We start from the raw sequence: 12310 nt of genomic DNA on the forward strand, positions 1-12310 counted from the left end.
ATGGTTTCGGTTACAATTCCGGGGAATCGCATCGTTTCTGAGCTTGAACTCCACCGGTTCCTCGCCCGAGAGCTGGACCTCGGTCCTTATTACGGTAAGAACCTGGACGCGTTGTGGGACCGGCTCACGACGGATGTCGAGCGCCCCGTCTACCTGGTTTGGGTCGATGCCGCAAAGAGCCGGGAGGGCATGGGGGAGGATCTGTTCGACAAGATTGTCGACCTCCTCCGGAAGGTGGCGGCGAAAGATGTCGAAGCGGGCTACAAGGATCGGTTCAACGTAGAGATCCGGGAGTAGCCCGGTCGGCCAGGATGGTGTCGCACGCCGCTACTGCATTGGCTGGCATGGAAGGCGGTGGAAACGGTGCGAAGGCGACAGCCGACCAATGAAGGGAACGCCGCGCAACTCGCGAACTCTTGGCCTGTTCGACGAGTTGGGGGGATCGCTGCGCAGGCGCGTGCTGCACTATCACTGTGCTCGCCGGCAAGGAGCAGGCGTGGTCGCCCGGGCAGAATGAGGCAGCTTCTCCGAGGTTCTGGTGGTGAAGACCGCGGCCGCCGCGGCCAACCGGCACTCTATTGATTCGATTTAGCGTTCGGTCCGCTCGGCGGGTGCCGCAAGCGCCCGCCGGACGGCTCCTTTCGACAAACTCAGGTGGCGATCAGTAGAGCAGTAGTGATCGTGCGGGGCCATGGCGGCCCACGCTGCCGACACCGACAGGCCCCGCACCTCGCGCCAGCTCGACCACGTCGCCCACATGCTGACCCCGGTCAGGGCGTTCAGCGGTTCCTCGTCGCCGAACTGCGCGGAGACCAACATTCTGGAACGGACCGGATCCGGAAAGTAACTTTGTGCCGGGCACGCTCTTCGGCCATTAGTGAAATGGTGGTTGTAGCCCATGGCCGTCTCGTTTCGCGCGGCGAGGACCGAGCCCGGACGCCACGACTGGCGTTCCTATCGGGCACCGCTGGCGGGTGGGCCGTCGGTGCCGGAGGTTTTCGCGCGCCTGTTGGATGGCGGTCGCCAGTCCGATGCGGCTGGATACAGCCTTTACGGTCGCCTTGAGACGCAATCCATGCTCTATGAGATCGCGCTGTCGGCGACCCGCGTGATTTTGGCGGCGCTGCCGGGCGGCCGGCTCGAGGATTGGGTCGAGGATGAGTTCCTGACAATCCTGCATACCATCGTCTACGGCGAGCCGCACCGACCGAGTACGAACTCGGGAATGACGACCTCGCCGAGCGGTGCGTCGCGAGGGCTCGCGATGGTGTCTGGACGCTCTACGGAATTCTTCGAGGGTCGAATGCGGAATTCGTGCTCGACATCCTTGAAGCCGTTGATGATGACAAGGACCGGTTGGCGGCCTTTCGCCGCGAACATCAGGTGCCGTAGGCCCTTGGGGGCGAGCGCCTCAGGCGCTCGCCCCCAAGTAGGCTCACGTCGTAGTCAGCAGAGCCGTGATGGTCCGGGCCATCGCGGCCCGCGCTGCCGGCACCGACAGGCCCAGCACCTCGCGCCAGCTCGACCACGTCGCCCACATGCTGACCCCGGTCAGGGCGTTCAGCAGTTCCTCATCGCCGTTGATCTCGGCGGCGAAGAGCGTCGCCAGTTCCTCGCGCACCCGGGCCATGTGCAGCTTGCGGTATTTCTGCAGAGCCTCGGAGAACGGCTCCTTAACAGCCGACGCCTTGGCGTTCGGGCCGATCTGCTCCAGCAGGCGGGCCCGCTGCCGACAGAACGCGTCGATCCGGTCCGGCAGCGGCATCTTCGGCGATACCGGGCGATGAGCGGCGTCGCGCAGTTCGAGGACGCGCTGCCCGCTCTCGGCGAACAGCGCCTCCATGTCCGCGAAGTGGCTCCACAGCGCGCGCAGCGACACCCCGGCCTGCTTGGCGATCCGGTCGGCGGTGGGGCGGAGGTCGCCTTCGCGGATCAACTGCAGGTGGGCGTCGACGATCGCGTTGCGGGTGCGTTCGGAACGGGCGGTGCGGCCGTCCATCTTTTGTGGCGAAGAGGTCACTTCTCGCTCCGGTAGCGGTTCAACTCCCGTCGGGCGAGGGAGCGTTTGTGCACCTCGTCGGGACCGTCGGCGAGGCGCAGGGTGCGGGCTCCGGCCCACAGCGCGGCCAGTGGGGTGTCCTGGCCGACGCCGGCGGCGCCGTGGGCCTGAATCGCCTTGTCGATGATCCATTCGGTGGTGCTGGGCACGATGATTTTGATGGATTGGATCTCGGTGTGCGCGCCTTTGTTGCCGACGGTGTCCATCAGCCAGGCGGCTTTGAGCACCAGGAGCCGGGCCTGTTCGATGCGCACCCGGGATTCGGCGATCCAGTCCTGCACGACGCCCTGCTCGGCGAGCGGCTTGCCGAAGGGGGTGCGGGCCAGGGCCCGCGTGCACATCAGTTCGAGGGCGCGTTCGGCCATCCCGATCAGGCGCATGCAGTGGTGGATGCGGCCGGGGCCGAGGCGGGCCTGCGAGATCGCGAAGCCGCTGCCCTCCTCGCCGATCAAACTCGAGGCCGGCACCCGTACGTCGTCGAAGAAGACCTCGGCGTGGCCGCCGTGGTCGCCGTCGGTGTAGCCGAAGACCCGCATGCCACGTTCGACGCGTACGCCGGGCGTGTCGCGCGGCACGAGGATCATGCTCTGCTGCACGTGGCGGGCGGCGGCCGGATCGGTCTTGCCCATCACGATGAAGATCTTGCAGTTCGGGTTCATCGCGCCGCTGATGTAGAACTTGTGGCCGTTGATCACATAGGAATCGCCGTCGCGCACGATGCGGGTGCCGATGTTGGTGGCGTCCGACGAGGCGACGCCGGGTTCGGTCATCGCGAACGCGGACCGGATCGAGCCATTCAGCAACGGCTCCAGCCACTGCTGTTTCTGCTCGGCGGAACCGAACTCGTTGAGCACCTCCATGTTCCCGGTGTCGGGCGCGGCGCAGTTCAGCGCGGCCGGCGCCAGCGACGGGCTGCGACCGGTGATCTCGGCGAGCGGCGCGTACTGGAGGTTGGTCAGCCCGGCGCCGTTGGCACCCGGTAGGAAGAGATTCCACAGGCCGGCCGCGCGAGCCGCGGTCTGCAAACCACCCAGGACCGCCGGGGGTTCCCAGCCGTCGTGCGAGGCGAGGGACGGCTCCGCCGGGTAGACATGCTCGTCCATGAAGGCGAGCAGCCGCTTGCGGTAGTCCTCGGTCTTGGCGTCGAAGTCGAAGTCCATCAGTTTCCCTCCAGCGCCTCGTGGCCGCGCATCACCAGCGGGCCCACCAGGTTGCCGATCGAATCGAAACCTTCACCGACCGTTTGTCCGTGAACGTACCGGTAATGCACGCCTTCGAGGATCACGGCGAGCTTGAATGCGGCGAACGCCACGTACCAGTGCAGGTCGCTGACATCGCGACCGCTCCGCTGCGCGTAGCGGTCGCTCATCTCGCGCAGGCCGGGATGTCCGGGCACTTTCAGCGGTACGGTGGCCCGCCCGTCACTGACCTGCAGGGGAAGCCCCGCATAGACGAGCATCAGGGCGACGTCGCTGAGTGGATCGCCGAGCGTGGACATCTCCCAGTCGAGCACCGCCCGCACGTCGAGGTCGTCCCCGATCAGCACGTTGTCGAGCCGGAAGTCGCCGTGCACGACCGTGCCGGGCCCGCCGGCCGGAATGTCCACGGCCAGCCGCGCGTGCAGCTCGGCGATGCCGGGCACGTCGCGGCTGTGGGAGGCGTCGAGCTGCTTCTTCCACCGGGAAACCTGCCGCTGGTTGAAGCCTTCCGGCCGGCCGAAGTCGGCGAGCCCGATCGCGGCCGGGTCAAGGGAGTGCAGGTCGGCGAGGGTGTCCACAAGTGACAGAACCAGCGAATGCAGACCGGAATCGCCGAGCGCTTCCAGGTCCGAGGAATCGCGGTAGATCCGCCCGTCGACGTACTCCATCAGGTAAAAGGGCGCCCCGATCACGTCGACATCGGTGCACAACAGCACCGGCCGGGGAGCGGGGAAGCCGGCCTTGGAGAGCGCCTCCAGGACGCGATGCTCCCGAACCATGTCGTGCGCGGTCGGCAGCACATGCCCGAGCGGCGGCCGCCGCAGCACCCACCGCTGCTCACCGTCGGTGATGGCATAGGTGAGGTTGGATCGCCCGCCGGCGAACATGGTGCCGGTCAGTTCCCGCGCGGACCCGAGATATTGCTGCAGCGCCGCGAGGTCGAGTCCTTTCATCGAGCGCTCCCCTCGTACGCCCGCTGCAGTTTGTTCATCCCGCCGAGCCACCGATCCGTGTCCGTGGCCCGCAACTTGTAGTAATCGGCCACCTCGGGGTGCGGCAGGATCAGGAAGCTCTCGCCCTCGAGCGCCTTGGCGGCGACCTCGGCGACCTCGGCCGGTTCGAGGGCGCCCTCGGCCAGCAACGCGGCGGCCGCACTGCCGCCTTCGTTGCCGCGAGTCAGCATGTCGGTGCGCACGCCCTGCGGGCACAAGGCCTGAACGATCAAACCCCGATGGGCGTACGTCGCACGAAGCCATTCGGCGTACGCGAGGGCGCCGTGTTTCGTCACGGCGTAGGACGCGCTGCCGAGGATGGAGAGCAGTCCGGCCGCGCTGACCGTGATGAGCAGCCGGTGCGGGCCCTCCTGATCGAGCCAGCGCGGCAGCAGGTGCCGGCTGACGTAGACGTGGGACAGCACGTTGACCGAAAAGTCCCTGGTCCAGGCCGCGTCGGGAGTGTTCTCGTCGCCGGCCGTGAGCACCCCGGCGTTGGAGCAGAACAGATCGACGCCGCCGAGCTCGGCCCAGGCGACCTCGATCAACCGGCGGGTGTCGTCCTCGTTCGCGGCGTCGGCCGGGACGGCCAGCCCGCCGATCTCGGAGGCGACCGCCGCGGCCGCATCGGCGTCGAGGTCGCTGACGATCACTTCGGCGCCCTCGGCCGCGAACCGGCGGGCCAGGGCCGCGCCGATCCCGCCGCCGGCGCCGGTGACCACGACCCGCCTCATTGCACCGCCCCGGTCAGCAGCAGCCCGCCGTCGATGACGACGGTCTGTCCGGTGATCCAGGCGGCGTCCGGCCCGCACAGGAACGCCACCGTGCCGGCCACGTCCTCGGGCACGCCGAGCCGCTGGAGCGGGTAGGCCGCCGACACCTCCGCCTCGCGTCCCTCGTAGAGCGCGGTGGCGAACTTGGTCTTGACCACGGCCGGGGCGACCGCGTTGACCCGCACCTTCGGCGCCAGCTCGACGGCCAGCTCCTCGGTGAGGTGGATCAGCGCGGCCTTGGTGACGCCGTAGAACGCGATGCCGGGCGCGGGCCGCACGCCGGAGACCGACGAGATGTTGACGATCGAGCCGCCCTCGGCCAGCCCGCCGCGCAGGGCTTCCTGCACCCAGCCGAGCGTGCCGAGGACGTTCACGTCGATCATCTTGCGGGCGGCACCGAGGTCGAGCGAGCCGAGCGGACCGTACGCTGGGTTGATGCCGATGTTGTTGACCAGCGTGGTGATCGGGCCGTACTGGCCGAGGACGGTGTCGATCACCTGGGCGCGGTGGTCGGCGTCGTCGCCCTTGCCGGCGATGCCGATCGCGACGTCGGCGCCGCCGAGGTCCTTGGCCGCCTGGTCGAGAGCCTCGGCGTTACGCCCGGTGATCGCCACCTTGTAGCCCTCGGCTACGAAGCGTTGCGCGATGGCGAATCCGATTCCCCTGCTGGCCCCGGTCACGATCGCCACTTGGTCCGCCATCGCCGCTCCCTTGCTCGATAAAATATATTCCGGTTGTCTGAAGCTACTGTGCCGTAGGGATTCCGTTCTGTGGAGGTGCGACCGCCGTTCCGGTGTAGGCGGCCACCGCTCCATCCCCGTCATCAGTCTGGTACGGCGTCCCGAAATATTGCGCTTTGCCGCCGGTGAGCTTGGTCAACTGCTCACCGCCGTACCCTGAATGATCTTTCGCCGAGAAACGGACCGGCACCAGCCCGGGCCCGGTGAATCCGCCCTTTTCCACCGCGGCGGTCAGGTTGTCCCGAGTCAGGTCCTTGCCCGCGGCCTGCAGCGACTGCACGAAGAGGTAGCCGACCGACATGCCGTAGACGACGTTGTTGTCGAACTCGGCGTTCCCGTTGAACTCGGTGTTGACCTTCTTGTAGAGCTGGATCCAGGGGTTCGCGTCGTCGGTCGCCAGCGGCAGGTAGTTGGCCGCCACCACGCCCTCCAGCAGCGGTGCCCCGGTCGGGCCGAGCGTCTTGGCCAGGGTGGTCGGGTCGGAGCCGACGTTGCTCACCACGAACTTCGGCCGGAAACCGACCTTCGCGGCGGTGCCGATGGACAGCGCGGTGAAGCCCGGCACGGTGGCCAGCATCACAACGTCGCAGGCGGCGGCCTTGAGCGCGCCGATCTGCGGCACCACGTTGGGGTTGCTGGTCACGTAGGACTGCTTGGCCGCGACCGGTCCGAGGATCTTCTCGATGCCGGCCAGGCTGTCCCGCCCGAAGTCGTCGTCCTGCCCCAGGAAGCAGATCTTCTTGCCGGGGTAGGTTTCCTTCACGTACGTCCCGAGGATCTTGCCCTCGACCGTGTAGTCCGGGTTGAACCCGAACGTCCCCGGATACTTGTCCGGCTGGTTCCAGCTGCGGCTGCCGCTGGCCACGAACAGGTCGGGCACCCGGTTGGTCTTGAGGAAGTCGAGCACGCCGGTGTGGGTGGGCGTGCCCAGGCCGTTCAGGATCGCGAACACCTTGTCCTGCAGCACCAGCTGCCGGACGACCTGCTGGGTGTTCGCCGGGTTGTAGCCGTCATCCATGATCTTGTAAGTGATCTTGCGGCCGTTGACGCCGCCGTTCTTGTTGACGTAGTCGAAGTACGCCTTGGTGGCCGGCGCGATCTTCGAGTAGCCGGCCGCGGCCGGGCCGGTCAGCGGCATGTGCGTACCGACCGTGATCTCGGTGTCGGTCACTCCGGGTGTATCGCTGCTACCACTGCTATTGCCTTTTCCGTTGCTGCTGCAGCCTGCGGCCAGCAGCACGGCGGTGAGAACGATCGCGGCGGTGCGTTTCATGTGCGGCCTTTCTGCTTGTTGCGTTTCAATCGGAGGGAGGCCAGACCGCCGGGAGCGGCCAGCATGACGGCGACGAGGACGACGCCGAAGAAGGTGAGCGCGAGGTTGCCTTCCAGCCGCTGCGAGCCCGCGTCCTCGGCGATCGAGTGAGCGATCTCCGGCAACGCCACCAGCAGCACCGCGCCGATCAGCGCGCCGCTCAGCCGGCCCAGACCGCCGATCACGACGGCCATCACCAGGAACAGCGACAGGGTCAGCGGGAAGGCGCCGGGGGAGACGCTTTGGGCGAGCACGGCGAAGAGGGCGCCGGCCAGGCCGGCGCAGGCCGCGGAGAGGACAAAGGCCAAGACTTGGGTACGGGCGACGCCGATGCCCGCGAGCTTGGCGGCCGTCTCGTCATCGCGTACGGCCCGCATGTCCCGCCCGAAACGACCCCGGACCAGGTACGCGATCACGAGCACCGTCACCAGCGCGCCCGCCCAGCAGAGCCACGCCTGCCACTGTTCGACCGTGATCGCGTCGGGCGGCGGTTCGAGGGCGACGGTCAGCCCTTGATCGCTGTTGAACGTCGTGTCGAACGTGCTCGCGATCGACGGGACAACGGTGGCGACCGCCAAGGTGAGGCCGGCCAGGTAGGGGCCCCTCAGGCGCGCGGCCGCCAAGCCGATGACCCCGCCCACCACCGTGGTGACCGCGACCGCGGCGAGGATGCCGAGCGCGAGAACGTTGAAGCGGTTCTGCATCAGGGCGAGCGTGTAGGCGCCGGTCGCCATGAGCGCGCCGTGGCCCAGCGAGAGCTGCCCGTTGAGTCCGGTGAGGACGGTCAGCCCGGCCGTGACGCAGAGGTAGGCCCCGACGGTGGCCAGTTGATAGTTCCGGAACGGCGGCAGCGCGTACGTCAGGGCGAGAATGACGGCCGCCGCCGGGATGACCACCGCGAGCGGGCTCAGTCTTTTTCTCTTGGGCCGATTTGTCGTTACTTTTTCGGGCGCCGTCACCGTGGTCATGCGGTCCTCGCCTTCGCTCTCGAGAACAGCCCGTCGGGCCGGCCCAGCAGCACCACCACGAGCAGGATCAGGACCGCCATCGGGGCGACCGTGGCACCCAGATAGCCACTCACATAGGTCAGCAGCAGGCCCACGATCAGCCCGCCGACCACCGCACCGACCGGGCTGTCCAGGCCACCCACCACCGCGGCCGTGAACGCCGAGATGAACAGCAGGTCCATCGCGTTCGGATGCAGGCCCAGCTCGGTGGGGACGACCAGCATCCCGGCCAGCGAACCGACCGCGGCGGCCAGCGCCCAGCCCAGGGTCAGCATGCCGCTGACCGGCACGCCCAGCAGGCGCGAGACATCCGGGGCGAAGGCCGCCGCACGCATCCGCAACCCGGTCGACGTACGGGTGAAAAGAAGCGTGAGCAGGACGACCACCGTGCCCACCGCGGCGAAGACGAACAGGTCGTAGCGGGACAGCAGGGCGACGTCGCCGAGTTGGAACGCGTCCCGGCTGAACGGCGCCTCGGCCGGCCGGAACTCGTTGCCGTAGATCATCCCCAGCACGCCCTGGATGATCAGCACGAGGCCGAGCGCCACCACCACCCCGTTCAGCGGCGACGAGTGGTCGACGAACCGCATCACCACCCGCTCGACCAGGGCGCCGAGCACCAGGCCGCCCACGATCGCGACGATGAAGCCGAGCCAGTACGAGCCGGTCGCGTTGGTCACCGAATAGCCGGCGTAGGCGGTGGCCACCGCCATCGCGCCCTGGGCGAAGTTGACGATCCGGGCGGCCCGCCAGATCAGCACCAGGGCCAGCGCGAACGCCGCGTAGACCGCGCCCCGGCTGAGCCCGTCGAAGGTGAGGTAGAGGAATCGGTCCATTTAAAACCCCAGGTAGACGTGCCGGAGATCGGCGTCGCCGGCCAGCGTCGCCGCGTCGTTGCGGGTGACGACCCGCCCGAGCGCGAGCACCAGGCCTTCGTCGGCCACGGACAGCGCGCTGCGCACGTTCTGCTCGACCAGCAGCACCGCCAGGCCGGTGCGGTCGCGCAGGTCCCGCAGCAGCGCCATGATCTGCGCGGTGATCTTCGGGGCCAGCCCGAGCGACGGCTCGTCGAGCAGCAGCAGCCGCGGTTCGGCGACCAGCGCGCGGCCGATCGCCAGCATCTGCCGCTCGCCGCCGGACAGCTGATGGCCGAGGTGGTTCCTACGCTGGGCCAGGGCCGGGAAGAGGTCGTAGATCCCGTCGAGCTTCGGCTTCTGCTTCCGCCACAGGCCGCCCAGCCGCAGGTTCTCGTCCACCGTCAGCTCGGTGACCACGCCGCGCCCCTCCGGGACGTGCGCGATGCCGTGCCGGACCATCCGCTCGACCTTCACCCCGCGCAGGTCCTCGCGGTCGACGGTTATTCGCCCTTTCTCGCAGGCCAGTTGGCCGGAGAGGGTGCGCAGGAGCGTCGTCTTGCCGGCGCCGTTCGCGCCCAGCACCGCGACGATCTGACCGGCGTCGACGGTGAGCGACACGTCGTGCAGAACCGGTGCCGCGCCATACCCCGCGGTGAGCCCCTCGACCTCGAGCAGCGCGCTCACGCGGCTGTCCCCAGGTAGGCCTCGGCAACCTTTTCGTTCCCTCTTATCTCATCCGGCGAGCCGAGCGCGATCGGTTTGCCGAAATCCAGCACGAGGATCTCGTCGCAGACCGACATGACCAGGTCCATGTGGTGCTCGACCAGCAGCACCGTGGTGTCCAGGTTTCTGATGAGCTCGGCCAGCCAGTCGATCTCCTCGGCGTCGAGGCCGCCGGCCGGCTCGTCCAGCAGGAGGATGCGCGGTCGGGCGACGAGGGCCCGAGCCAGCTCGACCCGCTTGCGCTTGGCGTACGGGAGCATGGCCGGATAGGCGGCGGCCTGGTCGGCGACCCCGGTCCGTTCCAGCGCCTCGTAGGCGGCCTTTTCGGTGGGTTTGCCGGTTCGGATGCCGGTCAGCACGTTCTCCAGCACGGTCATGCCGTTGAACTGGCCGACACCCTGCAGCGTGCGCGCGATGCCATGCCGGTTCAGATGGTGCGGCCGCGGCTTGAACGGCTTGCCGTCCAGCGTGATCTCGCCCGACTGCGGCGCGGCGAACCCGCAGATGACATTGAAGAGCGTCGTCTTACCGGCGCCGTTGGGCCCGATCACTCCCACGACCCGGCCCGGCGAAACCCGGAGCGACACATCGTCGAGAGCGAGCAGCCCACCGAAGCGGACGGTTATGTGGTGGAGGGAAAGCCCCTGGTCAGTGCGCGTTGACATGATCACCTCAAGGTCGGACCGGTGGACGTCCTGAGTGGAGGGTTTGAAGGTCAACTATTTACACTGGGAGTGTAACTTTTTCGGCCCCGGCGTCAATGGCCTCGTTACTAGTCCGTAACTTGCTTCCCCTGGGTCGTTCGACGGACGACGATGTGATCGTGGGCGCCGACGCCGAAATCTTCGTGTTCGACTACGAGCGCTATCGGGGCGAGGTCGTCCCCGCTCTGACCGCTCTGCTGCGCACGGGTTCACCGGCGACGTGGCTGGCCGACCTGTTCACCCGAGCCGCGCACGCCGCGGTGGCGGTGGAAAACTCCCGGCCGGCCGACCATGCAGGCGACGACGGCTACGACCTGGTGTGGCCGCGCCTGGCCGGCCGCTTCCGGTCCGAGCCGGTCGACCTGGTCCGGCACTGCACGTGGCTGGGCTCCGACCTGCGCTACGCCGGCCCCACCCGGGTCGACCGCTCGGTCGGCAAGCGCGTCCGATGCGGTTCGCTGGCCTGCCCCGAGCGGCCGCGATGCCCGTTCCACCGGGACAACGACCCGCACGGCGCCGAGCCGCTCAATGTGTTGCACGAGGCACTGATCGCCACCCGATGCCTGGGCCCGTCGGTGTTCGTGGGCCGGACCATCACGCCCGACTACTACGTCCCGCTGCTGGAACGCTGGGAGGTCCCGGCTGCCGACCCGGTGCGCGGCCTGCTGGACGCGCTGGCCACCAGGGGCGCGGCACTGGGCCATCAATACGGCGTGACCGAGGGCATCCACGGCTGGCTGACGGTCGCCGAAACCGCCGAGCTGGCCGCCACCCTGACCCGCCTGCCGCTGCCCCGTTACCCGCCGACGTTCGCCGCCATGACCACCCAGAAGGCTTCGCCGGAGGCCGACGATGACTGGCCCGCAACCAGCCTGTCCTTCATCCGAACCGTCGCCACCATCGCCGCAGCCGGCGGCCGCTCAATCCTGTGGGCCAACGACGTGAGCCCAGAATCCTGGCGCGAGGAACTCGGCCTCCCCAACGACTGATCCGGCTTTACCATCGCCGCATGATGGAGCTGGACCTCGACGACTTCGCCACCGTGGCGACCGCCAGGGCTGCCCACTGGCGAGCGGAAGGAGTTGAGTGTCAGCTACATCGGAACTCGACCGGCAGTAAGCCATCCGCCTGGATCGATTGCACCACGATGCGCCGACTGGTCCAACTGACCGTCTGGACCAGCGGCGAGGCTGAACTACTCGTCGGCGACGTCGCCGTCAACGATATCGCCGTCACCGTCTACCAATTGAATAGCATCACCGAACTCGCGGCCTGTCTCGACGACCTGGCCGCTGCGCTGAGTCTCCCGCCCGCATCGGGCGATTCTTAGGCACTGCCACAGCAGGGTGGGCTTCCGCTTCACCGGCCGAGGCCGACCGTTTGCGGAACAGCACCGCAGCCTCGACCCGCAGCTCTGATCACCGGCACCGCGCCGGCAACGCCGATTGACCCAGCACGAGCGAACTGCGCTACGGCCCGCGCGGTCACCACACTGGCCGGCCATGCTTCGGTGGCGACTCCAGCGCGCGGTACTACATGGCGATGCGGCCGAACTCGGTGATCGCCTGGGTGGCCCGCAGGCTTGTTGCCCACCAGATCACCGATGGTCTTGATGTTGAAGGCCGCGCTGGGCCGCTTTGCGTTCCGGCCCGCGCTGGGCCCGCCCTGCGTTCTGGCCCGCTCTGCGTTCTGGCCCGCTCTGCGTTCCGGCCCGCTGGGCCCGCTCTGCGTTCCGGCTCGCGTTGGGCCCGCTCTGCGTTCTGGCCCGTGCTGGGCCCGCCCTGCGTTCCGGCCTGCGCCGCGCCCGCCCTGCGTTCCGGCCTGCGCCGCGCCCGCCCTGCGTTCCGGCCTGCGCCGCGCCCGCGCTGTTGCCCGCGCCGCTGTTGCCCGCGCCCGCTGCGACCTGCATCGCGCCCGCTGCTACGTTCCGGCCTGCGCTGCGTT

General features: G+C 68.4%; 14 protein-coding genes. 3 read left to right on the forward strand and 11 right to left on the reverse strand.

Going from position 1 to position 12310, the window contains the following annotated elements:
- Window positions 1–297, forward strand: coding sequence for a barstar family protein (locus Ato02nite_RS37560; RefSeq protein ID WP_213011452.1), 297 nt, complete (start codon window positions 1–3; stop codon window positions 295–297).
- A 291-nt stretch (window positions 298–588) separates the two neighbouring features.
- Here Ato02nite_RS37560 and Ato02nite_RS37565 read toward each other — a convergent pair whose 3' ends face one another.
- The 11 genes from Ato02nite_RS37565 to Ato02nite_RS37615 form a co-directional block, all read right to left on the reverse strand.
- Window positions 589–819, reverse strand: a complete 231-nt coding sequence (locus Ato02nite_RS37565; protein ID WP_213011453.1) for a hypothetical protein — start codon at window positions 817–819, stop codon at window positions 589–591.
- Window positions 820–1435: 616 nt separating this feature from the next.
- A complete protein-coding gene (locus Ato02nite_RS37570) occupies window positions 1436–1999 on the reverse strand; it encodes a TetR/AcrR family transcriptional regulator (RefSeq protein ID WP_213011466.1) in 564 nt (187 codons plus the stop codon).
- A gap of 17 nt (window positions 2000–2016) precedes the next feature.
- Window positions 2017–3219, reverse strand: a complete 1203-nt coding sequence (locus Ato02nite_RS37575) for an acyl-CoA dehydrogenase family protein (RefSeq protein ID WP_213011454.1) — start codon at window positions 3217–3219, stop codon at window positions 2017–2019.
- The gene (locus Ato02nite_RS37580) at window positions 3219–4211 is read right to left on the reverse strand and encodes a phosphotransferase family protein (RefSeq protein WP_213011455.1); all 993 of its coding nucleotides are present in this window, start codon (window positions 4209–4211) and stop codon (window positions 3219–3221) included. The genes Ato02nite_RS37575 and Ato02nite_RS37580 overlap by 1 nt, the downstream gene beginning before the upstream one ends.
- On the reverse strand, window positions 4208–4984 hold the full coding sequence (locus Ato02nite_RS37585) for an SDR family oxidoreductase (protein ID WP_213011456.1): 777 nt from the start codon (window positions 4982–4984) through the stop codon (window positions 4208–4210). Before Ato02nite_RS37585 ends, Ato02nite_RS37580 begins: the two co-directional genes overlap by 4 nt.
- Window positions 4981–5724 carry an SDR family oxidoreductase gene (locus Ato02nite_RS37590; RefSeq protein WP_213011457.1) on the reverse strand — a complete coding sequence of 248 codons (744 nt, stop codon included), beginning with the start codon at window positions 5722–5724 and terminating at the stop codon, window positions 4981–4983. Before Ato02nite_RS37590 ends, Ato02nite_RS37585 begins: the two co-directional genes overlap by 4 nt.
- 43 nt (window positions 5725–5767) lie before the next feature.
- On the reverse strand, window positions 5768–7036 hold the full coding sequence (locus tag Ato02nite_RS37595) for an ABC transporter substrate-binding protein (protein ID WP_213011458.1): 1269 nt from the start codon (window positions 7034–7036) through the stop codon (window positions 5768–5770).
- Complete coding sequence (locus Ato02nite_RS37600) at window positions 7033–8043, reverse strand: branched-chain amino acid ABC transporter permease (protein ID WP_213011459.1); 1011 nt, start codon at window positions 8041–8043, stop codon at window positions 7033–7035. The genes Ato02nite_RS37595 and Ato02nite_RS37600 overlap by 4 nt, the downstream gene beginning before the upstream one ends.
- A complete protein-coding gene (locus Ato02nite_RS37605) occupies window positions 8040–8918 on the reverse strand; it encodes a branched-chain amino acid ABC transporter permease (RefSeq protein WP_213011460.1) in 879 nt (292 codons plus the stop codon). The genes Ato02nite_RS37600 and Ato02nite_RS37605 overlap by 4 nt, the downstream gene beginning before the upstream one ends.
- Entirely contained in the window at window positions 8919–9623 is a 705-nt protein-coding gene (locus tag Ato02nite_RS37610) for an ABC transporter ATP-binding protein (RefSeq protein WP_213011461.1), read from the reverse strand.
- Window positions 9620–10327, reverse strand: coding sequence for an ABC transporter ATP-binding protein (locus Ato02nite_RS37615; RefSeq protein ID WP_213011462.1), 708 nt, complete (start codon window positions 10325–10327; stop codon window positions 9620–9622). Before Ato02nite_RS37615 ends, Ato02nite_RS37610 begins: the two co-directional genes overlap by 4 nt.
- 158 nt (window positions 10328–10485) lie before the next feature.
- On the opposite strand from Ato02nite_RS37615, the gene Ato02nite_RS37620 reads away from it, so the two are divergent.
- Window positions 10486–11355, forward strand: coding sequence for a hypothetical protein (locus Ato02nite_RS37620; RefSeq protein ID WP_213011463.1), 870 nt, complete (start codon window positions 10486–10488; stop codon window positions 11353–11355).
- A gap of 20 nt (window positions 11356–11375) precedes the next feature.
- Window positions 11376–11696, forward strand: a complete 321-nt coding sequence (locus tag Ato02nite_RS37625) for an immunity protein TriTu family protein (RefSeq protein WP_246607915.1) — start codon at window positions 11376–11378, stop codon at window positions 11694–11696.
- Window positions 11697–12310 lie beyond the last annotated feature (614 nt).

Source organism: Paractinoplanes toevensis (assembly GCF_018332695.1).
GTDB classification, from domain to species: domain Bacteria; phylum Actinomycetota; class Actinomycetes; order Mycobacteriales; family Micromonosporaceae; genus Actinoplanes; species Actinoplanes toevensis.

What these genes read in the sequence shown, in the direction of transcription:
- Ato02nite_RS37560 (WP_213011452.1), top strand. Translation starts at nt 1, where the DNA reads ATGGTTTCGGTTACAATTCCGGGGAATCGCATCGTTTCTGAGCTTGAA.
- Ato02nite_RS37565 (WP_213011453.1), bottom strand. Translation starts at nt 819, where the DNA reads ATGTTGGTCTCCGCGCAGTTCGGCGACGAGGAACCGCTGAACGCCCTG.
- Ato02nite_RS37570 (WP_213011466.1), bottom strand. Translation starts at nt 1,999, where the DNA reads ATGGACGGCCGCACCGCCCGTTCCGAACGCACCCGCAACGCGATCGTC.
- Ato02nite_RS37575 (WP_213011454.1), bottom strand. Translation starts at nt 3,219, where the DNA reads ATGGACTTCGACTTCGACGCCAAGACCGAGGACTACCGCAAGCGGCTG.
- Ato02nite_RS37580 (WP_213011455.1), bottom strand. Translation starts at nt 4,211, where the DNA reads ATGAAAGGACTCGACCTCGCGGCGCTGCAGCAATATCTCGGGTCCGCG.
- Ato02nite_RS37585 (WP_213011456.1), bottom strand. Translation starts at nt 4,984, where the DNA reads ATGAGGCGGGTCGTGGTCACCGGCGCCGGCGGCGGGATCGGCGCGGCC.
- Ato02nite_RS37590 (WP_213011457.1), bottom strand. Translation starts at nt 5,724, where the DNA reads ATGGCGGACCAAGTGGCGATCGTGACCGGGGCCAGCAGGGGAATCGGA.
- Ato02nite_RS37595 (WP_213011458.1), bottom strand. Translation starts at nt 7,036, where the DNA reads ATGAAACGCACCGCCGCGATCGTTCTCACCGCCGTGCTGCTGGCCGCA.
- Ato02nite_RS37600 (WP_213011459.1), bottom strand. Translation starts at nt 8,043, where the DNA reads ATGACCACGGTGACGGCGCCCGAAAAAGTAACGACAAATCGGCCCAAG.
- Ato02nite_RS37605 (WP_213011460.1), bottom strand. Translation starts at nt 8,918, where the DNA reads ATGGACCGATTCCTCTACCTCACCTTCGACGGGCTCAGCCGGGGCGCG.
- Ato02nite_RS37615 (WP_213011462.1), bottom strand. Translation starts at nt 10,327, where the DNA reads ATGTCAACGCGCACTGACCAGGGGCTTTCCCTCCACCACATAACCGTC.
- Ato02nite_RS37625 (WP_246607915.1), top strand. Translation starts at nt 11,376, where the DNA reads ATGATGGAGCTGGACCTCGACGACTTCGCCACCGTGGCGACCGCCAGG.